19 protein-coding genes and 1 pseudogene are annotated in these 21,544 nt (G+C 64.9%); 12 read left to right on the top strand and 8 right to left on the bottom strand.

Features of this window, described 5'->3' with window-relative positions; genetic code table 11:
• Positions 1–17 precede the first annotated feature (17 nt).
• The 5 genes from queE (at position 18) to IVB13_RS21440 (ending at position 3,258) form a co-directional block, all read left to right on the top strand.
• Positions 18–650 (top strand): 7-carboxy-7-deazaguanine synthase, encoded by a 633-nt coding sequence (gene queE, locus IVB13_RS21460; protein WP_085352640.1) that lies wholly within the window; start codon positions 18–20, stop codon positions 648–650.
• A 17-nt stretch (positions 651–667) separates the two neighbouring features.
• Complete coding sequence (locus tag IVB13_RS21455) at positions 668–1,033, top strand: 6-carboxytetrahydropterin synthase (RefSeq protein WP_085352700.1); 366 nt, start codon at positions 668–670, stop codon at positions 1,031–1,033.
• A gap of 4 nt (positions 1,034–1,037) precedes the next feature.
• Entirely contained in the window at positions 1,038–1,937 is a 900-nt protein-coding gene (gene hemF / locus IVB13_RS21450; protein WP_204513834.1) for an oxygen-dependent coproporphyrinogen oxidase, read from the top strand.
• Entirely contained in the window at positions 1,928–2,680 is a 753-nt protein-coding gene (locus tag IVB13_RS21445; protein WP_085352642.1) for an HAD family hydrolase, read from the top strand. Before hemF ends, IVB13_RS21445 begins: the two co-directional genes overlap by 10 nt.
• 371 nt (positions 2,681–3,051) lie before the next feature.
• Positions 3,052–3,258, top strand: a complete 207-nt coding sequence (locus tag IVB13_RS21440; protein WP_018454945.1) for a DUF2158 domain-containing protein — start codon at positions 3,052–3,054, stop codon at positions 3,256–3,258.
• A gap of 112 nt (positions 3,259–3,370) precedes the next feature.
• On the opposite strand, the gene IVB13_RS40055 is transcribed toward IVB13_RS21440, so the two are convergent.
• The gene (locus IVB13_RS40055) at positions 3,371–3,940 is read right to left on the bottom strand and encodes a TauD/TfdA family dioxygenase (RefSeq protein ID WP_253075498.1); all 570 of its coding nucleotides are present in this window, start codon (positions 3,938–3,940) and stop codon (positions 3,371–3,373) included.
• Between the two features lie 71 nt (positions 3,941–4,011).
• Positions 4,012–4,362, bottom strand: a pseudogene (locus IVB13_RS40050) (TauD/TfdA family dioxygenase); the annotation flags it as partial.
• A 471-nt stretch (positions 4,363–4,833) separates the two neighbouring features.
• Here IVB13_RS40050 and IVB13_RS21430 point away from each other — a divergent pair.
• Positions 4,834–5,049: a hypothetical protein gene (locus tag IVB13_RS21430; RefSeq protein ID WP_018454947.1), complete on the top strand. Its 216-nt coding sequence runs from the start codon at positions 4,834–4,836 to the stop codon at positions 5,047–5,049.
• Positions 5,050–5,148: 99 nt separating this feature from the next.
• On the opposite strand, the gene IVB13_RS21425 is transcribed toward IVB13_RS21430, so the two are convergent.
• On the bottom strand, positions 5,149–8,898 hold the full coding sequence (locus IVB13_RS21425) for a LuxR C-terminal-related transcriptional regulator (RefSeq protein WP_247490355.1): 3,750 nt from the start codon (positions 8,896–8,898) through the stop codon (positions 5,149–5,151).
• A 41-nt stretch (positions 8,899–8,939) separates the two neighbouring features.
• On the opposite strand from IVB13_RS21425, the gene IVB13_RS21420 reads away from it, so the two are divergent.
• On the top strand, positions 8,940–9,359 hold the full coding sequence (locus tag IVB13_RS21420) for a nuclear transport factor 2 family protein (RefSeq protein ID WP_240543334.1): 420 nt from the start codon (positions 8,940–8,942) through the stop codon (positions 9,357–9,359).
• Between the two features lie 50 nt (positions 9,360–9,409).
• Here IVB13_RS21420 and IVB13_RS21415 read toward each other — a convergent pair whose 3' ends face one another.
• Genes IVB13_RS21415 through IVB13_RS21395 form a run of 5 tightly spaced genes read right to left on the bottom strand, consistent with a single transcriptional unit; the run spans position 9,410 to position 12,979 of the window.
• Positions 9,410–10,177 (bottom strand): sulfite exporter TauE/SafE family protein, encoded by a 768-nt coding sequence (locus tag IVB13_RS21415; RefSeq protein WP_247299576.1) that lies wholly within the window; start codon positions 10,175–10,177, stop codon positions 9,410–9,412.
• Positions 10,174–11,430, bottom strand: a complete 1,257-nt coding sequence (locus IVB13_RS21410) for a CCA tRNA nucleotidyltransferase (RefSeq protein ID WP_085352647.1) — start codon at positions 11,428–11,430, stop codon at positions 10,174–10,176. The genes IVB13_RS21415 and IVB13_RS21410 overlap by 4 nt, the downstream gene beginning before the upstream one ends.
• A 9-nt stretch (positions 11,431–11,439) precedes the next feature.
• A complete protein-coding gene (locus tag IVB13_RS21405; RefSeq protein ID WP_018454951.1) occupies positions 11,440–11,703 on the bottom strand; it encodes a DUF6111 family protein in 264 nt (87 codons plus the stop codon).
• Entirely contained in the window at positions 11,700–12,371 is a 672-nt protein-coding gene (locus IVB13_RS21400) for a CoA pyrophosphatase (RefSeq protein ID WP_027568565.1), read from the bottom strand. The genes IVB13_RS21405 and IVB13_RS21400 overlap by 4 nt, the downstream gene beginning before the upstream one ends.
• Positions 12,368–12,979 (bottom strand): DUF1285 domain-containing protein, encoded by a 612-nt coding sequence (locus IVB13_RS21395; RefSeq protein ID WP_247490353.1) that lies wholly within the window; start codon positions 12,977–12,979, stop codon positions 12,368–12,370. The genes IVB13_RS21400 and IVB13_RS21395 overlap by 4 nt, the downstream gene beginning before the upstream one ends.
• Positions 12,980–13,259: 280 nt before the next feature.
• Here IVB13_RS21395 and IVB13_RS21390 point away from each other — a divergent pair, with 280 nt between their 5' ends.
• The 5 genes from IVB13_RS21390 (at position 13,260) to IVB13_RS21370 (ending at position 21,357) form a co-directional block, all read left to right on the top strand.
• Complete coding sequence (locus IVB13_RS21390) at positions 13,260–14,258, top strand: MoxR family ATPase (protein WP_018454954.1); 999 nt, start codon at positions 13,260–13,262, stop codon at positions 14,256–14,258.
• Positions 14,258–15,202, top strand: coding sequence for a DUF58 domain-containing protein (locus tag IVB13_RS21385; RefSeq protein WP_018454955.1), 945 nt, complete (start codon positions 14,258–14,260; stop codon positions 15,200–15,202). Before IVB13_RS21390 ends, IVB13_RS21385 begins: the two co-directional genes overlap by 1 nt.
• Positions 15,199–18,012 (top strand): DUF4159 domain-containing protein, encoded by a 2,814-nt coding sequence (locus tag IVB13_RS21380; RefSeq protein WP_247490351.1) that lies wholly within the window; start codon positions 15,199–15,201, stop codon positions 18,010–18,012. The genes IVB13_RS21385 and IVB13_RS21380 overlap by 4 nt, the downstream gene beginning before the upstream one ends.
• A gap of 7 nt (positions 18,013–18,019) precedes the next feature.
• Complete coding sequence (locus IVB13_RS21375; RefSeq protein ID WP_247490350.1) at positions 18,020–20,083, top strand: hypothetical protein; 2,064 nt, start codon at positions 18,020–18,022, stop codon at positions 20,081–20,083.
• A gap of 260 nt (positions 20,084–20,343) precedes the next feature.
• A complete protein-coding gene (locus IVB13_RS21370) occupies positions 20,344–21,357 on the top strand; it encodes an alpha/beta hydrolase (RefSeq protein ID WP_247490349.1) in 1,014 nt (337 codons plus the stop codon).
• Positions 21,358–21,544 lie beyond the last annotated feature (187 nt).

Here is a 21,544-nt window from a genome sequence, read left to right as displayed (position 1 = left end):
ATGTTGAGGAGAGACGGTTGAGTTACGCGGTCAAGGAAATCTTCCTGACCTTGCAAGGCGAAGGCGCCCATGCCGGGCGCGCGTCCGTGTTTTGCCGTTTTGCCGGCTGCAATCTCTGGAGCGGGCGCGAGGCCGACCGTCAGGAGGCCACTTGCAAATTCTGCGACACCGATTTCGTCGGCACCAACGGCACCCTCGGCGGTCGCTATGGCTCGGCCGCGGAACTCGCAGACACCATCGCCGCGCAATGGACAGCCTCCACCGACAACCGCTATGTGGTGCTCACCGGCGGCGAGCCGCTGCTCCAGGTCGATACCGCGCTGGTCGACGCGCTCCATGCCCGCGGCTTCGAGATCGGCGTCGAGACCAACGGCACCATCGCCCCGCCCGAGGGGCTCGACTGGATCTGCGTCAGCCCAAAGGGCGGCAGCGATCTGGTGATCCGGCGCGGCCACGAGCTGAAGCTGGTCTATCCACAACCGCTCGCCATGCCGGAGGCCTTCGCGGATCTCGCCTTCGAGCGCTTCTCGTTGCAGCCGATGGACGGGCCCGAGGTCGCCCAAAACACCGCGGGCGCCATCGACTATTGCCTCAATCATCCGCAATGGCGGCTCAGCGTGCAGACGCATAAGTCGCTCGGTATCAGATAGGATTGGTTTTCGAACAGATGTGGGAATTGACGAAATCGTTTCGCTTCGAGGCGGCGCACTCATTGTCGGGAACGACGTTCGGCGCGGCCAGCGAAGAGATCCACGGCCACTCCTTCCGCGCCGAGGTGACGCTGCGCGGCACGCCCGATCCCAAAACCGGCATGGTGGTCGATCTCGGCCTGGTCCAGCGAGCCATCGATGACGTGCGGATGACGCTTGATCACAAGTACCTCAACAAGATCGAGGCGCTGGGCACACCGACGCTGGAAAACCTCTCGCGCTTCGTCTGGGAGCGGCTGGCCCCTATCGGCAAGCTCACCCGCGTCAGCATCCATCGCGACAGTTGCAACGAGAGCTGCACCTATTACGGTCCGCAGGGCTGACGGAATGACATCCACATTGGACCCGAGCTCGATCGAAGACCGCAAGACGCGCGCACGCGCCTGGTTCGAAGCCTTGCGCGACGACATCTGCGCGAGCTTCGAGCGGCTGGAGGACGATGCCCCCGAGAGCCTTTATCCCGGTGAGGCCGGCCGCTTCAAACGCACACCCTGGCAGCGCACCGATCATACCGGCGCGGCCGGCGGCGGCGGCGTGATGTCGATGATGTCAGGCCGCCTGTTCGAGAAGGTCGGCGTGCATTGCTCCACCGTGCACGGCGAATTCGCGCCAGAGTTTCGCGCGCAAATTCCGGGCGCGGCGGACGACCCGAAGTTCTGGGCCTCCGGCATCTCGCTGATTGCGCATCTGCGCAATCCGCACGTGCCGGCGGTGCACATGAACACGCGCTTCGTCGTCACCACCAAAGCCTGGTTCGGCGGCGGCGCCGATCTTACGCCGGTGCTCGACCGCCGGCGCACGCAGGACGATGCCGATAGCATCGCCTTCCACGCCGCAATGAAACAGGCCTGCACGCAGCCGAACGGCATCGCCGATTACGACAAGTACAAGAAGTGGTGCGACGAGTATTTCCACCTGCCGCACCGCAAAGAGGCGCGCGGCATCGGCGGCATCTTCTACGACTGGCACGACAGCGGCGACTGGGACGCCGACCTCGCCTTCACCCGGGATGTCGGCCGCGCCTTCCTGAAGGTCTATCCCGACATCGTGCGGCGCAATTTCGCGACAAGCTGGACCGCGGAGGATCGCGAGGAGCAATTGATCCGGCGCGGCCGCTATGTCGAGTTCAACCTGCTCTACGACCGCGGCACCATCTTCGGTCTCAAGACCGGCGGCAATGTGGATTCGATCCTGTCGTCGCTGCCACCGGTGGTGAAATGGCCATGACGACGATGAAGCCCGCGATGAGACCGCTGCCGCGCGCCATGCTGATCGACATGGACGACACCATCCTGTCGGCCTATGCGCGGCCCGAGATCGCCTGGAACACGATCACAGCGGAGTTCGCCGAGGAACTCGCGCCGCTGCCGCCGCAACTGGTCGCGAGCACCGTCCTGGCCTTCGCGAAGAATTTCTGGGCCAATGCGGACGCTTCCTGGCGGATGAAGCTCGCCGAGGCCCGGCATCTCACCGTCAAGGGCGGTTTCACCGCGCTCGCGGCCGCCGGTCATCGCGCCCTGCCCGACGACCTCGCCATTCGCCTGGCCGACCGCTTCACCGCCTATCGCGAGGAGGAGATGTTCGTCTTCCCCGGCGCGCATGACGCTATCGACAGGCTCAAGGCGCTCGGCATCAAGCTCGCATTGGTGACCAACGGCGCCGCGGACACCCAGCGCGCCAAGGTCGAACGCTTCGAGCTGGCGCACCGCTTCCACCACATCCAGATCGAGGGCGAGCACGGTTTCGGCAAGCCCGAGGAGCGTGCCTATCTGCACGCGATGGAGGCGCTCGGCGTCACCGCCAAGGACACATGGATGATCGGCGACAATCTGGAATGGGAAGTCGTGACGCCGCAGCGTCTCGGCATCTATGCGATCTGGATCGACGTGCATGGCGACGGCCTGCCCGAAGGCACGATCGTCAAGCCCGACCGCATCATCCGCTCGCTGACAGAACTGGTGCCGGACTGACTGCAATCGGGGTGCGCAAACAAAAACGTCGAAAACAACCCCATGCACAGTAGACGGCCGCAGCAAAATCAAGGACTTGCGGCAAGCGCAAACTGCGGATCTGACGAAATCATTTGCGCCGTCGGGCAAAACAGGCGCATGGTGTCATGGTCGCGACGCACGGGACGGAAGAGCCCTTGTGCCATCCATCGAACAGGCACCATTGCCTCTCGTGATGGGATCGCTCCGGCCTAAAGCTCTCTGATCGACGTTTCAGCAGTCTGGCCGGCGGATGCGCGCTACCGCAACACATCCACTGACCGAGTAGCCCGTGATCGGCATGTCATGCCGGTTTGCTAGCTTCGCCGTCAATCAACCCGAAAGGACCATCCATGGAACTAAAAGCCGGCGATATCGTCATGCTGAAATCCGGCGGGCAGCCGCTCACCGTCGCGGACGTGAAGGGCGACGACGTGATCTGTCTCTGGATGGGCGCGGAGGGCGATCTGTTTCGCGAGACGCTCCCGCTTGCGGTGCTCGAGCACCTGGAAGAGCTCGACGACGAAGACGAGGATGAAGACGACGAAGACGAGGAGTAAGCGCGGCTGAGGCCGCGTCCTCATTAGGTCGGGGTGCTCGGCTCCGCCCAACTTGGTGTCCGCTCCTCTGTCCATATCGGCACGAGAGCGGACATCGCTGGATGCTCGAACGTCAATCCAACGGAACGTTCAAACTGGTCCCTTTGGTGATGATGCCGCCACGGTTACCGATCTCGATCGAGCCATAGCGCTGCTTGAAGCAATCGGGCAACGGCCGGTCGCCTTCCATGCTGAGCCAAAGGCGCAATAAATGACGCTTCTGGCCTGCATCGGGCCAATCGCGGAATCCGGTCCGGTCATGCAGCAAGGCATGATTGTAAACGAACTGCATGTCGCCCGGCTGAAGCCGCATGCCGAAATGCAGCGCGGGATCATTTGCGAGCGCGTCAAAAAGATCGAGCGCCTCGACGTGAGCCGGCGTCAGTCTCGGCGCATCGGGAAAGCGCTGCGCACTATCGATATATTGGCGCTGATAAAACCCGGTCAGGAACCCCGCATGCCAATTCAGCACCGGGATTTCAAGATATGGCTTTTCGTTCTCCGGCACCTCGCCTCGTCGGTCCGTCGCGATCGGATCAAACAAGAGAGCGGCAAGGTCGGGACGTCTGTCAAACATCTCGTTGTAGATTGTCGTCGTACTGACAAGGAGAGAATCCCCTCCCTCCTCGCCTCGCGAATGCATAACAATCCAACCACGTCGGACGAATCCGTGTGGAATGTTTGCCGTTCCGAGGTTTGATAAATTCGGGTGTTCGGATCCTTAGCATCGGCGCCGGTGTCACGGACGTGACCGAGAATGTGGCCCGCTGCATTCTGAGACCGCGCCGATCCAAGATGGGCGCCCACTCCGCAAAAGATCGTAGCGGCAAACTCCTGACTGTATTTTGCCACCGGGAGGCCGCGGATCACTTCGAAGCCAATGCCTACCAGGAGCTTCTTCTTGAGATCTTCCAGGTGCGCGCCGAGATGGGGAAGCGGAAAGCTTTCCTTCGTGATCTCGGCGATTTTTTTGTTTCTGCCAAGATATGTTTCAGCCACGCCCTCGAGTTCGGCGATTTCGCCGGCAGCAAGCGATATCAACCATCGATCAGGATTGGCTTTCATCTCAGCCCCCTCCCAGGCGGATGGGATATCGACCTTCCCTGGAGGGCGATGGATCCCGCTGGGCAGTGAGACCACATTCATAGGGTTGGTTCCTGAGGGAGATTGAACGTCAGACATCGGCGCGGACGATCGACGATATTGTGCCGACCGCTTGTTTGCAACTTGGCTGACGCGCAGCCCTGGGCCGAGTGCACTGTCGCCGACAACGGGTGCGCTCGCTTGACGAGATCCGTTCCGGGCAGTTGGCGATCCGCTTCCGCCAAGGGGATCGGTTAACAACATGGCCTCTCGTGCGATCGATCAAAGCCCGGGAAAAAATGGCATCAGCCGGAACGTTCGCGAAGCTGGCTGAGTTAAAAGCCATACGCGTCGCGCTGTGGTCATAGCCGCACCGCGCGCCCGATAAAGGCCCTGCACGAAGCGAAACCTACTCTGCGGCGTGCTTCGCAGCACGGCCGCGCGAGGATCGGGATGTACACGACGGCGATATACGATGAGCTGAGGCAGATCGAGCGCGACGTCGTCGAAGGAGAACGCCGGCTCGCCGAGCAGGAGGCGCTGATCATCGAAATGAAGCGCCAGAACGAGGACACAACCAAAGCTGAAGGCGAACTTGAACGGATGCGCATGGAGCAGCGAGGTCGCGATCAGGATCGGCAACGTCTGCTCTCACGGCTGCAACCCTGAACAACTGCTCCCCATCAGGCTGATCCGCCAAAGGCGTCGCGTTCCTGAGCCGTGGCTACGGTGACAGTTGCCATTTTCGGTCAATGACGATGCAGCGGTTCAGATCAGCAAATCATGATGCGCAGGTAGAATCGCTTGGTGCGGGCTGTTGGTGCCGTGATCGTCCGCGTGTCCGTTCAGTGCATGAGGGACGAGCTTGACGTTGAACCCGAGGCCTTCTTCCTGACCGGGCGGAACGTGCGCATCCAGCGGATGATTGAACTCTTTCAGTCCGACTATCTCGACGAAAGCAGAAGGAGCTACGCCGCTATCGAACCGGAATACCGGTCCCTGGTCTGCGCCGCCGGTTTCGAACGCAGCCTTGGCCGTGTGTGCGTCGTCTGCGATTGCTGCAGATTGCGCAGCGTGCTGCGAGTTACCGTGGTCCACGGTGGCTGGTTCTGCTGTCTTCACGGTCCCCGCAGCCTGCGAAGCCGAAGAGGGATGCTCGGCGCCATCGCCGGCGCCGTTGCCCGGTTTGCCTCCATGTTCCGTCGATTCCGTGCTTGCCGCCTTTGCAGATCCTGGCTCCGAAGCGCGTTGCGAGTTGCCGTGGCCCGCGCTGGCGGGCGTTGCGGCGGCCGGATCGATCGCTGCTCCGTCCGGCGGGCTTGCAGCGGCTGAGTGCCCGGATTTTCCGTGTTCCGCGCCGTCTGGTTCTGCCTTCTGCGCTGACCCTCCCGGAGCTTCCGAAGCCGAAGCGTGATGCTCGGCGCCATCGCCGGCGCCGTTGCCCGGTTTGCCCCCATCTTCCGTCGATCCCGTGCTTGCCGCCTTTGCGGATCCTGGCTCCGATGCGTGCTGCGGGTTGTCGTGGCCCGCGCCGGCGACCGTTGCGGCGCCCTGATCGATCTCGGCTGCGGCCGGTGCGTTTGGGGCGGCTGAGTGTCCGGATTTGCCGTGTTCCGCGCCGCCTGGTTCTGCCGTCTTCGCTGGTCCGTGCGCAGCGTCAGAAGCCGAAGCGTGATGCTCGGCGTCATTGCCGACGCCGTGGCCTGGTTTGGAGCCAGCTTCAGTCGATTCGGTGGCTGCGGCCTTTGCGGACCCTGGCTCCGATGCGTGCTGCGGGTTGCCGTGGCCTGCACCGGCGGCTATCGCGGCGCCCGGATCGATCTCGCCTGCGTCTGGTGCGTTTGGGGCGGCGGAGTGCCCGGATTTGCCGTGTTCGGCGCCGACTGGGTCGGCCTTCTTCGCTGGCCCTCCCGGAGCTTCCGAAGCTGAAGCGTGATGCTCGGCGCCATTGCCGACGCCGTGGCCCGCTTTGGAGCCAGCTTCAGTCGATTCGTCGGCTGCCGCCTTTGCAGACCCCGGCTCCGAAGCGTGCTTCGAGTTGCCGTGACCCGCGTCGGCGGCCGTTGCGACGTCCGGATCGGTCTCGGCTGCGTCCGGTGCTTTTGCAGCATTTGAGTGCCCGGCTTTGCCGTGTTCCGCGCCGTCTGGTTCTGCGTTCTTCGCTGACCCTCCTGGAGCGTCCGAGGCCTTATCGTGATGCTCGGCGTCATGGCCGACGCCGTTGTCCGGTTTGGAGCCAGCTTCAGTCGATGGGTCCGAAGCGTGCTGCGAGTTGCCGTGCCCCGCGCTGTCGGCGGTTACGACGCTGGGTTGGCCGATCTCGTTGGGCCCCGTCGGCGAAACGCCGTTGCCCGCATTGATCGGACCACTGTTCGATGCGACATTTGCGACTGTCGGCGCCGTCGCGCTATGAGCAAGCTCGATGGATGATGCGTGAGCCGACGCGGCAGATGCAGCATCGCTCTCTTCCGTTGCATCCGCCGACGCGTCGCTGGAGCTTCTGAGCCTCGTCGGCGCTCCCAAGCCGGTCCGGGTCTGCCCGAAATGGAAACCCGAGCCGTTGTTGGCCAGAAGGGCCCAGGCTCCGGCCGTCCCGAGCGAGCTCTCGCTCCCCTCGATACTGGTTTGGACATGATCCTTCGTCAGAGCGGCCTCATCGGTTGCGATCGCCGGTATCAGCGCGGCTTCGAGCTGCTCCAAGGTGGTCGCAACAGCCGCGCCATCTGGCTCGGAGCCGACATCCGCCTCCGCAACGGCCACGATCCCCTCGAGATGGATTTCCAGCAGGCCGCGATCGCCGATATCAAGGATATGATCGGTCGCATTCACATAGACGATCGTCTCGTTGCTTGCGGAGTCGTAGACCCAGGCGAGTGTATGTGGCGGTATAGACTTGGTTGCCGCCGTCATGTGCAGCCAGGCAAGCGCTCCGAAAGCCGCAAGATTGATCCTGCCCGGCCCAGATGCGAAATCGAACACGGCGTCGGAAGAGGTCGACTTGAACTGGTTAGACTCGGAGTCAATCGGGGAGCGATAAACAATTTTTTCAACGTCGCCGCCCCCGCCGACACCGGCATCGTGACCAGGGTCCGCGCCAACAAATTTATGGAGATTGTCACCCGCATCGCCCGGGCCCTTTTCGCCCAGAGCACCTTCAGCGAGGTTGCCGTTTCCAGTGGTCACAGCGGCGAAAGACAGGCGGACATCGTGCGAAAGGAAACCCGGGGCTGAATTGTCGGCATGATTGGCGGCAGCATGGGTGATCGCGGCCAGTTTTGTGGTCGCACTCTCTTCAGTGACGGCCAGGATGCTGTCGATCGACGCTTGACGAAGGTCATGCGCGTGGGCGGCGAGATGGGGATCCTCCAGTGCGTAGATCAACGCACCGGTGAGAATAGCAAAGTTGCCATACCCTCCATGCATCGACATCGCATTGGAAAGAAGCCGCGGGAATTGATGTTCCGGGGCCGGGTCAACTCCGACCTGTATGTCGTTTGCTCCTCGCAGTAAGGGCACGGGAAGATCGGGCGCGCCCGATCCAGCAGGAGCGTGGTGCGTCCACGCTTTCGCGCCCCCGGATTGCTCGGCCGCGCGTAGCGCTTCCATTGCCGCCGCCGGGTTGGTGATTTGGGCGGCCTTGGCGAACAAGTCTCTCTGGGCCTGCGTGGGCGGCTCGCCGGATTCCCAGACGACGAGGTGCCGGAGAATCCCTTTTTTCCAGGGCTCGTACCCCGCGTGCTCGTCCACGTGGCCGACGCCGTTCTCATCCGGGAAGATGTCGTTCGCTTCCGACGCCTTGAGTTCGTCCGCAATTGCGAGCGCCAGAAATGCCAGGGAGAGCGCGGCCAGGCCGGAGGGCCGTTGCAGCAATGCGATGGTCGCGAGCACAGTTCTGTTGGTGATCTCAAGCTTCTGGAAAATATTGTACAGGTGGACCTTGACCGTCCCGTCGGAAACGTTGAGCTGACGCGCGATCTCCTTGTTCGACATTCCTTCCGCCACGAGTCGTGCGATTTGACGTTCCCGTTGCGTCAACAGCTCCAGCATCCCTTCGACTTTGCTATCGCCGTCCGCCTCCTTGCCGGGTGCGGAGAGATCGGACTTCTCCAGTGCCACGCCGCTCTTCGTCATCAGCCGCAGCGATCGCAGCATCGTGGCGGGAGAGGCATACTTCGAAATTGCGCTGCAGGCGCCGGCTGCGATGGCTGAAGTCAGATCGTGGTCGGTATCGGACTCGGTGAAGAACACCAGGCGCGTGGAGAGCTTCTCCGCCTTCACAATCGCGAGGATCTCGGAGACCGTCAGATCCGGCACCTTGTCGGCAAGAAGCGCGACGTCAGGTGTCAGCTTCCGAATTGCTTCGAGGCAGCTTGTCCGATCGCTGGACGATGCGACAACGTCGAAGTCCGGCTGCGTCCCGAGGACCGACCTCAGTCCCTGCAGAACGATCGGCTGTGGATCGACGATCACGAGCCGGATGGGCTTGAGTATCCCCTGCCTGGCGGACGTGTCCAACATCGACTTTGGCCCTCGGCCCGGTCCCCTATGTCGTTCGCCATATGGCCGTGCCCGGGTGGGATATTAAAATCAAAAAAGGCCTGGCGGTTCCAGAGCCTGACCCAGATTTGGACGCGATGCGAGTGAAAAATATGTCCTTTGACCCGATGGCCGTTGCGGTCGACTGGCTTGATGCCTATCGCGCGGGCGATATCGAAGCGATTTTGGAACTTCATGCCGAGGACGCCGTGGTCCACTGCGGCTGCGCCGGCAGCCAAACCATCACCGGCCGCGAAGCACTTCGTGCCTATTGGGTCGATCACCTCCGGAAATATCCGGCAGGCACGTTGGATGATCTCAATCCCTGGCGCAACGACGGCACCATTATCTCGTACCTCACCAGTGCTGGCGTCATGAGTGCACTTTTGGCATTTGACGCCGCCGGCAGGATCAAGGAACTGGACTGCAGTCCCTCACACTAGACCCGCGGCGTGAACCAAACTGGCAGCGGGACAGCGCCACATCCGATTGATTAGATGAGCTGCCTCGCCGCAGCCGAGATCATCACTACGCCGCCGGTGATCACCGCGACGTCGAGGATCGCGGTGTGGATGTGCACCGGCATCCGCTCGACGAAGGCTTTTGCCAGGAACGCGCCGGGGATTGCGATTGCTCCGATCAGCAGCGCAAAGGCGAGCACCTGTGCGGTCACGGCGCCGGCGAGGCCGAACACCGAGATCTTGATGAGGCCGGTGCCGAGCGAGATCATGGCATCGGTCGCGATCACGGCCGCGCCTTCCAGGCCCGCGGCCATCAGCAGCGACAGCAGGATCACGCCGGAGCCGGAGGTGCCGCCGACCAGCACGCCATAGCCGACCGAGCCGGCCGCAAGCCCAGTGTCGCCGATCTTGACCTGGCGGCGGCGGAGCACACGGCGCGGCGGCACGCTCAGGATCAGCATGGAGCCGATCACCAGCGCCGCGCCCGCATTGGTCAGCCGTGTGTAGCCGTAGGCACCAAGCGCTGTCGTCAGTGCGGCACAGGCCAGCACGATCAGCGCGCGGCGGCGATCGGCATAGCGGAGATAGGCGAGCGCGCGGCTGGAATTGGTGAAGATCGCGGAGATCGCGATGATCGGCACCACCGGTTCGGCGCCGACGAGAGGCACCAGCACCAGCGGCATCAAGGCGCCGGTGCCGTAGCCGGCGAGACCACCGATAATCGAAGCAAACAACGCCATCAACGCGACCAGCAGGAGCTGAAAGATCGAGATGTCGGCGAAGCCTGAGACGATGGTCACGTTCTCTCATCGCGGCTGACGCGTGCCGCAGCTTGATCGGCGATGGAAGCGAGTGCGGCTTCCTCTAGGGGAAAATCCGCCGCAAGCCAAGCGTCCTCCGCGAGCGTCAACACATGTCCGAGCGAGGGTCCTTCCGCCATGCCGCGCGCGATGAAGTCGGCGGCGCGAAGCGGAAATTTCGGCGCAGTCCAGCGCTGCGGCAGCTCGGCGAGCGCACGCCATCGCGACGAGCCGACGTCACCGCCGGCTCTCGCCCAGCCCAGCAACACGCGATCGTGATAGCGATCCGCACCGAGCCGGTAGAGCAGCCGCCGCGCATCGGCTTCGTCCTTGGTGGCCAAGCGCCACCAGCGGTGCCCCATCGAATCCAGCGCCTTGGTTTCCGCATTGGAGAGCCTCAGGCGCGTGGCGACGCGCTTGGCGTCTTCAGTCACCGCGATCGCCAGCGCGGCGAGGCGCCGCGTGCTGCTTGCGGTGAGGCCGAGCTCGCGCTCGATCACGATCATCGCCGCGAGCGGTCCGGTGTAGACCACGCCGCCGGTCAGCGCCTGCAGCAATCCGCCATCGGCCATCGCAAGCGCGGCGGCGGACGCGCCGGGAGCGACCAGAAGCTTCAGCGTCTCCATGCGCAGCCGCTCGGCCGAGAGGCTCGCGAGGCCGGCGCGTCCCCGGATGCAGGCGAGATAGCCGTCGCGGTCGGGATCGCCGGCGCCGAAGGCGGCGTGGATGCGGAAGAAGCGCAGGATGCGCAGGAAATCCTCGGCGATGCGCTGGTCGGGATCACCGATGAAGCGCACGCGCCGCGCGGCCGCATCCGCGATGCCTCCGACGTAATCGTGGACGACGCCGTCGGCATCGACAGAGAGCCCGTTCATCGTGAAGTCGCGGCGCTCGGCGTCCTTCACCCAGTCGCGGCCGAACGCGACCTTGGCCTTGCGGCCGAAGGTCTCGGTATCCTCGCGCAACGTCGTGACTTCGTAAGGTTGCCCGTCGATGACGAGGGTGACGGTGCCGTGGTCGATGCCGGTCGGCACAGCCTTGATGCCGGCAGCTTTGGCGCGCCGCATCACCTCGTGCGGGAGCGCCGTGGTCGCGATGTCGATGTCGCCGGGGACGAGGCCGAGCAGCGCGTTGCGCACGGCGCCGCCGACAACCCGCGCCTCCTCGCCATCCGCATTGAGCAATTGCAGGACGCGCGCGGTGCCACCCGAAATCAGCCAGGGCGCATCGGCGAGCATGGGCACCGCGCTCATCGGCCGGCCCTATCTTTCCACGCCCGGCACGAGCTTGCCGTTCTCGACATGGGCGGGGACATAGGTCGAATCCGGTGCGGCGCCGGAGAAATGCGCAAAGCCGATCAGCCCGGCGATCACCAGCACGAGCGCCGCCAGCATGAGACGCGCGACGATGGTGATCGGCCAGGACGATTGCACGAACAGGCCGGAACGCGTGGCGGCCAGGAACAGCGCATAGACGGCAAAGGGAACGAGGAAGATTCCGATCTCGGTCAGGATCGGCCGAATCATGACGAATAGATCCGCTCATAGAGCACACGGAGCATGCCGGCCGTCGCGCCCCAGATGTAGCGTTCGGCAAACGGCATCGCGTAGTAGGACCGCTCCATGCCGCGGAATTCCTTGCTGTGCACCTGGTGGTTGGCCGGGTTCATCAGGAAGGATAGCGGCACTTCGAACGCATCATCAACCTCGGAATGGTTGATCGTCAGCTCAAAGCCCGGGCGCACCCTGGCCACCGTCGGCAGGATGCGGAAGCCGAAGCCGGTGCCGTAGAGATCGAGATAGCCGATCGGCTCGACGAAGTCGCGCGACAGCCCGACCTCCTCCTCGGCCTCGCGCAGCGCCGCATCGAGCGGCGAGCGGTCGGTTGCGTCGATCTTGCCGCCGGGGAATGCGATCTGGCCGGCATGGTCGTTCAGATGCGCCGAACGCTGCGTCAGCAGAATGGTCGGCTCGGGATGATCGACCACCGCGATCAAGACCGCCGCCGGCCGCACCGGCTGCTCGCGCGCGATGATCTCGAGCATCTTGTCGGTGCCGGGATCGCCCGAGGCCGGAATGATGTTGGGATCGTAGAGGCCGGGCGGAACGTCGAAGCCGAGCCGCGCGGCGGAGCGGGCGAAGAAATCCGCCGCACCGATCACGGCGGGATCGTTCCTGGAGATAGGCTTGTTCAAAGCGCGGCCCTCACCTGCTCCGCATCGGCCATGGCGAAGAACTCGCCGGCCGACTCGACACCGAACATCGGCTGGCCATCGACCATCCGCTCCTCACCCATGTCAACCAGATCGTAATAGAGCGCGCGGGTGACCTTGGCCCAGAGCTCGGCGCGGATATGCAGATAGGGCGTCAGCCCGCCGTCCTTGGCCTGCTCGAAGCGCAGCCGGTGCGCCGCATCGCAGGTGACCCAGTCGTCGACATTGGTGCGGAAGCGGAGCACGCGATGGTTGGCATCGCCGTCCTTCTGCATCTCGACCGCCATGAACGGCGCGTCGTCGACGCGAATGCCGAACTTCTCCACCGGCGTGACGAGGAAATGCTTGTCGCCTTCGCGCTTGAGGATGGTCGAGAACAGGCGAACCAAGGCATGACGGCCGATTGGCGTCCCCAAATAGAACCAAGTACCATCCGACGCGATTCGAATGTCGAGATCGCCGCAAAACGGCGGATTCCACAAATGCACCGGAGGCAGGCCCTTTTTGACGCCTTCGGCATCGGCAGCAGTTTTGGCAGCGGCAGTCAGCCCCTCAAGACCGCGATCGGCGCTCTGCCCTTGGTTCGCCATGGTTTGCCCTGACTTTGTCATTTGGCACGATCGGTCATTTGGCACGATTGGTGCAGGTTTACGTTGTATCCGGGTACTCGGTTCCACCCCGCTTCCATCCGGTGTGGAGGTCGCCACTTCGTGATGCCCTACATATCCCTAAGCCGATAAGGTGGGGATAGGTTAATTCAACGAATACATGGCCTTCCTGCAAGTCTAGCATAGGGCCCACGTCTTGAGTTGAGGACGTGATGACATGACGACGCAAGCGAGCTGCATGGCAGGCTGAAGGAGCTAACGGATGGCGGAGAGTGTCGAGAAGCTCGAAGACGGGATAGTCCGTTCGGCCGAGCAGGTGTCGAGCCAGATTCGCGCGGCAAAGGATGCGATCGCGTCCGTCATCTTCGGCCAGGATCGCGTGATCGAGAACACGCTGGTCACCATCCTCTCCGGCGGCCATGCGCTGTTGATCGGTGTCCCCGGTCTGGCCAAGACCAAGCTGGTCGAGACGCTCGGCATCACCCTCGGCCTCGATGCCAAGCGCATCCAGTTCACGCCCGATCTGATGCCGTCGGACATTCTCGGCGCCGAAGTGCTGGACGAGAGCACCTCCGGCAAGCGTGCCTTCCGCTTCATCTCCGGCCCCGTGTTCGCGCAACTGCTGATGGCCGACGAGATCAACCGCGCCAGCCCGCGCACGCAGTCGGCGCTGCTGCAGGCGATGCAGGAGCAGCACATCACCGTTGCCGGCGCGCGTCACGATCTGCCGAAGCCGTTCCACGTGCTCGCCACGCAAAACCCGCTGGAGCAGGAAGGCACCTATCCGCTGCCTGAAGCCCAGCTCGACCGTTTCCTGATGGAGATCGACGTCGACTATCCCGACCGCGACGCCGAGCGCCGCATCCTGTTCGAGACCACCGGCGCCGACGAGACGCTGGCGAAGGGCTCGATGACACCTGATGCACTCATCACCGCGCAGCGACTGATCCGGCGCCTGCCGGTCGGCGATTCCGTGGTCGAGGCGATCCTGTCGCTGGTGCGCTCGGCCCGTCCGGGTCCGGACGGCGGCGACACCAGCAAGTTCATCGCCTGGGGACCGGGCCCGCGCGCCAGCCAATCGCTGATGCTCGCGGTGCGCGCTCGCGCGCTGATCGACGGCCGCCTCGCGCCCTCAATCGACGACGTGCTCGACCTCGCCGAGCCCGTGCTGAAGCACCGCATGGCGCTGACGTTCCAGGCGCGCGCCGAAGGCCGCACGATTCCGGACGTGATCCGGCAATTGAAGACACGGATCGGTTGATGGCGGCGGAGAACGGGCACACAGCAAAGGAGGTCATCGCGATCCGACGTGCCGATGGCGAAAGCCGCACGCTCGCCGCTTCGCTGCCGCGCCTGGTGCTCGAGGCCCGCCGTATCGCCGCCAACGTCATCCACGGCCTGCACGGTCGCCGTCGCGCCGGCTCCGGCGAAAATTTCTGGCAATACCGCCGTTTCGTCTCCGGCGAACCGTCGCAGAATGTCGACTGGCGGCGCTCGGCGCGCGACGATCTCCTCTATGTCCGCGAGCTCGAATGGGAAGCCTCGCATACGGTCTGGATCTGGCCCGATCGTTCGCCCTCGATGGCGTTCGCGTCAAAGCAGGCGCGTGAATCCAAGCTCGAGCGGACGCTGATCGTCGCCTTCGCGCTGGCCGAGCTGCTGGTCTCCGGCGGCGAGCGCGTCGGCATCCCCGGTTTGATGGCACCGACCGCCAGCCGCAGCGTCATCGACAAGATGGCGCAGGCGATGCTGCATGACGATGCCGACCGCTTGAGCCTGCCGCCCTCCTTTGTGCCCGCGGCGCTGGCCGAGACGATCGTGCTGTCGGACTTCTGGTCGCCGCTCTCCGAGATCAGGACCACGCTCGCCGGCCTGTCCGGCTCCGGCGCGCATGGCACGCTGGTGCAGGTCGTCGATCCCGCCGAGGAATCATTCCCCTATTCCGGCCGCGTCGAGTTCGTCGAGCCCGAGGGGTTCGGCGTGATCACCGCCGGCCGCGCCGAGAGCTGGGCGCAGGATTACACCGCCCGGCTCGCGCTGCACCGCGATCAGATCCGCGCCGAGACCAACAAGCTCGACTGGCTGTTCACGACGCATGCGACCGACCGCTCGGCCGCCGAGCTCTTGCTGTTCCTGCATGCCGGCATGCAGGTGAGCAAATCGGGCGCGCGCACCACAACGATCAAGGCGGGGCCGGCAGCATGATGGGACTGCCGCTCGCCTTCACCGAACCGCTGCTCCTGATCGGCCTCGTCAGCCTGCCGGTGCTGTGGTGGCTGTTGCGCGTGATGCCGCCGCGGCCGCGCCGGATCGAGTTTCCGCCGACGCGCCTGCTGTTCGACATCGCACCGCGCGAAGAGACCCCGTCGCGAACGCCGTGGTGGTTGACCGCATTGCGGCTGCTGGCTGCGGCACTGGTCATTTTCGCCGCCGCCGGTCCGATCTGGAATCCGCAAACAGGCGCGGCCGCCAGCAAGGCGCCGCTGATGATCATGTTCGACGACGGCTGGAGCGCGGCCTCGAACTGGGACATCCGGATCAGGGCCGCCGACGAATTGATCGCCAGTGCCGAGAACGACCGCCGTGCGATCGCGCTGGTGCCGCTGTCCGAGCCGAACCGCGATATCACCCTGATGCCGGCGGGCGCCGCGCGCGTCGCGCTGCGGCAGCTGACGCCAAAGCCGTATTCGATCGAGCGCGTCGAGACCCTGACCGCAATCGATCGCTTCCTGAAGGCGACCGGCGACTGCGAGATCGTCTGGCTCTCCGACAGCGTCGATACCGGTCGCGGCGAGGAATTCGTGGCGGGCCTCGGCAAGACCATCGGCGATCGCAGCCTGACCGTGTTCGAAGGCGGCACCTCCTCAGCCCTAGCCCTGGTCGCGGCCGAGAACGCCGCAGCCAGGATGACGGTGAAGGTGCTGCGCACCGACGGCGGCATCGCCATCGGCACCGTGCGCGCGCTGGACCAGAAGGCCTCGCCGATCGGCGAGGCGCGTTATTCGTTCGGCCCGCAGGACAAGGAAACCGAAGCGTCGTTCGATCTGCCGGTCGAGCTGCGCAACGACATCACGCGGCTGGAAATTGCCGGTGAGCGCTCCGCCGGCGCAGTGCAGCTGCTCGACAAGCGCTGGCGCCGCCGCGCCATCGGCATCGTCTCGGGCTCGACCAGCGAGACCGCGCAGCCGCTGCTGGCGCCGACCTTCTATCTCACCCGTGCGCTGGCGCCGTTCGCCGACGTGCGGCTTGCCGACAAGGGCTCGCCGCAGCAGGGCATCACGCAGTTCCTCGATCAGAAGCTGCCGATGATCATCCTTGCCGATGTCGGCACCATCGCCCCTGAAATCCGCGAGCGTCTCAATGCCTGGATCGACCAGGGCGGCGTGCTGGTGCGGTTCGCCGGTCCGCGGCTGGCGCAGGCCGAGGACGATCTCGTCCCGGTCAAGCTGCGCAAGGGCGGCCGGACGCTCGGCGGCAGCCTGACCTGGGAAAAGCCGCAACATCTTGCCTCCTTTGCCGCCGATGGTCCGTTTGCCGGCGTCGTGGTCCCCAAGGACGTCACCATAAGCCGCCAGGTGCTGGCCGAGCCCGACGCCGTGCTCGCCACCAAAAGCTGGGCGTCGCTGGAAGACGGCACGCCGCTGGTAACAGGCGAGCATCGCGGCAAGGGCGTCGTCAGCCTGTTCCACGTCAGCGCCGACATGCGCTGGTCGGATCTGCCGATGTCGGGGACCTTTGTCGAAATCCTGCGACGTGTCGTCGACATGTCCGGCTATACCGCCAAGCCGGGCCCAGGCGTTGCCACTGAGGCGAGCGCCGAAACGGTGGCGCCGTTGCACATCCTCGATGGCTTTGGCGCCTTCGGCCCGCCGCCGGCCGCCGCAAAGCCGCTGCCCGCGGATTATCGCGACCGCGCCACACCCGATCATCCGCCGGGCTTCTATGGTCCGGCAGAAGGACCGCTCGCCGTGAACACGCTTGCCAGCGCCGACCGTATCGCAGCCCTGAACACCGCGAGCCTGCGCGCCCGGCATGCCACCTACACCAACGCCGAGCCGCAGGACTTGCGCGGTTGGCTGCTATCGACGGCGCTCGCGCTGTTCCTGATCGACGCCATCATCGTCGCGGTACTCGGCGGCGGCCTTGCCGCGCTGGTGCGCCGCCGCGCCGCGCCCGCGATGATCGTCTTTGGGCTGGTGCTCGCAGGTCTCGCCTCGTTCGTGCCGACGCCGTCGCATGCGGACAGCGCGTCCGACGAGTTCGCGATGAAGGCGGTGTCGCAGACCCGCCTCGCCTATGTCGTGACCGGCAATGCCGACGTCGATTCCATCGTCAGGGCCGGGCTATCCGGACTGACGCTGTTCCTGGCGCAGCGCACCGCGCTCGAGGCCGGCGATCCCGTCGGCATCGACCCGGCGCGCGACGAACTCGCTTTCTTCCCGCTGATCTACTGGCCGATCGTGCCGGGCGCGCCCAAGCCGTCGCGGGACGCCATCAACAAGATCGACGCCTATATGAAGCAGGGCGGCACCGTGCTGTTCGACACCCGCGACGCGGTCGAAGCGCCACCCGGCGCGAACGGCGCCGCGCAGACCCCGGCCATGCAGACGCTCCGCGAGATCCTGTCCTCGCTCGACGTGCCCGAGCTGGAGCCGGTGCCGCGGGAGCACGTGCTGACCAAGACCTTCTATCTGTTGCGCGACTTCCCCGGCCGCTTCAGCACCGGCCAGACCTGGGTCGAGACCTTGCCGCGCGAAGACGACGAGGACAGCGCGCAGCGGCCGGCACGCGGCGGCGACGGCGTCTCGCCGATCATCATCACCTCGAACGACCTGGCCGGCGCCTGGGCCGTGCGGCCCGACGGCCAGTCCATGCTGCCGGTGATCGGCGCCGACCCCCGCCAGCGCGAATTCGCCTACCGCGCCGGCGCCAACATCGTGATGTACACGCTGACCGGCAACTACAAGGCCGACCAGGTGCACGCACCGGCCCTGATCGAACGGCTGGGGCAGTAGGATCGATATGAATTACGGCATCGCATTCACGCCGCTTGTTCCCACGATCGTCCTGTGGCTCGCGCTGGCCGCGATCGCCGTCATCGCGCTCGTGCTGCTGCTGGCGCGGGCGCGCGGCGCTGCCGTGCGCGTGGCCGCGCTGGCGCTGTTCCTGCTGGCGCTCGCCAATCCCTCCTTTACCCGCGAGGACCGCGATCCCCTCACCTCGGTCGCCGCAATCGTCGTCGACAAGAGCCCGAGCCAGAATTTCGGCAACCGCAATCGCGAGGCAGCGACGGCGCACGAAGCGCTGGTCGACAGCCTGAAGAAGATCAAGGGACTCGAGGTCCGCGTCGTCGATGCCGGACAGGCCGACGGCGAGACCGACGGCACCAAGCTTTTCGGGGCGCTGGCTTCGGCCTTGTCGGACGTGCCGGTCGACCGCGTCGCCGGTGCGTTCCTGATCACCGACGGCCGCGTCCACGACATTCCGGCCAACGCCGCCGGGCTCGGCTTCCAGGCGCCGGTGCACGCGCTGATCACGGGGCAGAAGGACGAGCGCGACCGCCGTATTGCGGTCATCGCCGCGCCGCGCTTCGGCATCGTCGGGCAGCCCCAGACCATCACCTACCGCCTCGACGACCAGGGCGTCAGCGGCGAGCGCGCCAAGGTCACCGTCCGCAGGGACGGCGAGGTCATCAACGAGCGCACGCTTTCGAGCGGCCAAGCCGCAAGCGTCGACGTCGACATCAAGCATTCCGGGCCGAACATCGTCGAGATCGAGGCCTCGCCGCTCGAGCGGGAATTGACGCCGGTGAACAACCGCGCCGTCGTCGCCATCGACGGTGTGCGCGACAAGCTGCGCGTGCTGCTGGTCTCAGGCGAGCCGCATTCCGGCGAGCGCACCTGGCGCAATCTGCTCAAGTCCGATGCCAGCGTCGATCTCGTCCACTTCACCATTCTGCGGCCGCCGGAGAAGCAGGACGGCACACCGATCAATGAATTGTCGCTGATCGCGTTTCCGACCCGCGAGCTGTTCCAGCAGAAGATCAACGAATTCCAGCTGATCATCTTTGACCGCTATGCCCGCCAAGGCGTGCTGCCGATCGCTTATTTCGACAACATCGCACGCTACGTGCGTTCCGGCGGCGCGGTGCTGGTCTCGGCCGGCCCCGACTACGCCTCCAACACCAGCATCTGGCGCACGCCGCTGGATTCGGTGCTGCCCGCCGAACCGGTCGGGGTGACGGAAAAGCCGTTCTACGCGCATCTGTCCGACGTCGGCAAACGCCATCCCGTCACGCGTGGCCTCGAGGGCTCCGCCTCCGAGCCGCCGCGCTGGAGCAGGTTCTTCCGCACCGTCGATACCCGCAATGCGGTCAACCCGCCCGTCATGACGGGCGTCGACGGCAAGCCGCTGCTGTTCCTGTCGCGTTTCGGCGAGGGCCGCGTCGCGCTGCTGCTCTCCGACCACATCTGGCTGTGGGCGCGCGGCTATGAAGGCGGCGGTCCGCATCTCGACCTGTTGCGGCGGATGTCGCACTGGCTGATGAAGCAGCCTGATCTGGACGAGGAAGCGTTGCGCCTGCAGGTGCAGGGCAAGAATCTCGTGGTGGTGCGCCAGACCATGGCGGACAGCGTCCAGCCGGTGAGTGTGACCTCGCCGTCGGGCGTGTCGCGCGACCTGACGCTTGCAGCCGGAGATCCCGGCGAATGGCGCGCCAGCCTGCCGGCGAGCGAGCTCGGGCTGTGGCAGGCCACCGACGGCACGCTGAAGGCGCTGATCAATGTCGGCCCGACCAATCCGAAGGAGTTTTCGGAAGTCACCTCCACCACCGAAACGTTGAAGCCGCTGACCCAGGCGACCGGCGGTGACGCCGTGCGCGTGGTCGACGGCGCCAGCGTCGAGCTGCCGCGCATCCTGCCGGTCCGCTCGGCGAGCGTCTTCCATGGCGACGGCTGGATGGGCGTGCGGATGCGCGACGCCAGCGTGGTGAAGGGCGTCGGCGTGCTGCCGATCTTCGCCGGCCTGATCGGGCTGTTGCTGCTGCTCGGCGCGTTTGCTGCGACGTGGATGCGCGAGGGGCGCTAGGCGGCTTACGCGCGTCCCTTCGCTTCCCGTTAGTCGGATAAATCCCATCGTCACTTCTTCGCCGGAAGCTCCATAACGCCTTCGACCCCGAACTCGGTCGCATGTAGCACGTTGTGAAATCTGGAGGCGGTTCTTCCTCGACCCTGGGCAGGCGTGTCCCTGTCCAGGCATCGCCCGCAGCGGACAAGAGCAGTTCTGAACGCAGCCCTTCGCAGCACTTAAACAGTGCGAGCGTTCGATGAGAGCGGAGTTACTCGACCATGACAGACCCACTTCACCAGCGCACGTTCAGCTCGCCTCGTCAGACAACGCGCTATATCGAGTGCGGGCCGGTCGACAGACCGTTGATGATTTTCGTCCATGGCTGGCCGAGCATCAGTTTGATGTGGCGCGCGCAGATGGAAGCGTTTGCCGCCGACGGTTGGCACTGCGTCGCTCCCGATCTGCGCGGCTACGGCGGCTCTTCCACGCCTGCAGCCAACGACGCCTATACCATCGAGGAAATCGTGACGGACATGGCCGAACTCCATGATCACCTGGGCGGCAAGCCTGCGATCTGGGTTGGCCACGACTGGGGCTGTGTTGTGGTCGGTGAGTTGGTCGCGCATCAGCCAAAGCGCAGCCGCGGAGTCGTGCTGACCTCGCTGGCATATCAACCCGACGGGCACGCCCTGCGCACAGTCGTCCCGCTGGTCGACCGGACGATTTATCCGGTCGACCAATATCCGGATGGCCAATGGGATTACTACCGTTACTACAACACGCGCTTCGAGGCGGCAGTCGCCGACCTCGATGCAGACTTGGCAGCATCGCTGGCGTCGATCTTTCGGCCAGGCGACCCCGCCGGCATCGGCAAGGTTTCGCCGAATGCGATGGTCACGCGCAATGGAGGGCGCTTTGGCGCCGCGCACCGCGCTCCGCCGACTGAGCCCGATTCGGCTCTCTGGCCGCCGGCGGACTTCGACGTGCTGGTGCAGACGTTCAAGGCTCATGGCTTCCGCCCATCCTGCGCGTGGTACATGAACGACGACGCCAACATCGCCTATGCGCGCAAGGCACTCAATGGCGGCCGCCTGTCGCAGCCGGTGCTGTTCGTTAACGGCGACTTTGATCAGATCTGCAGCATCACCGGAAATCGCCAAGGTGACCCGATGCGCGCCACCTGCCCGGACCTGACCGTAACGAGCATGCCCGCAGGGCATTGGCTGCCGCTGGAGCGCAAGGCAGAACACATCGAGGCCATCCGCACCTGGCTCCGGAGCAAAAAGCTCTGATGCCACCTGCTCGCGCTGACACTGAGTCCAATCGCCGTCCGCGTAAGCCGTTTGACAGGTCCTCAGCCTAGGCTTTCAGTTGCCTGCACGACACGGCAAGGAGCCGGCCCGCTCGGGTCGGCTCGACAGCGGTTGACATCCGCTGACGGATTGCGCGATGTTACATTATAACATCGCGGGATCAGGG

The sequence above is a fragment of the Bradyrhizobium sp. 17 genome (assembly GCF_023073515.1).
Taxonomy (GTDB): domain Bacteria; phylum Pseudomonadota; class Alphaproteobacteria; order Rhizobiales; family Xanthobacteraceae; genus Bradyrhizobium; species Bradyrhizobium canariense_D.
Note: the sequence above shows the minus strand (reverse complement) of the source record. Positions and strands in the feature narration are given on the sequence as shown.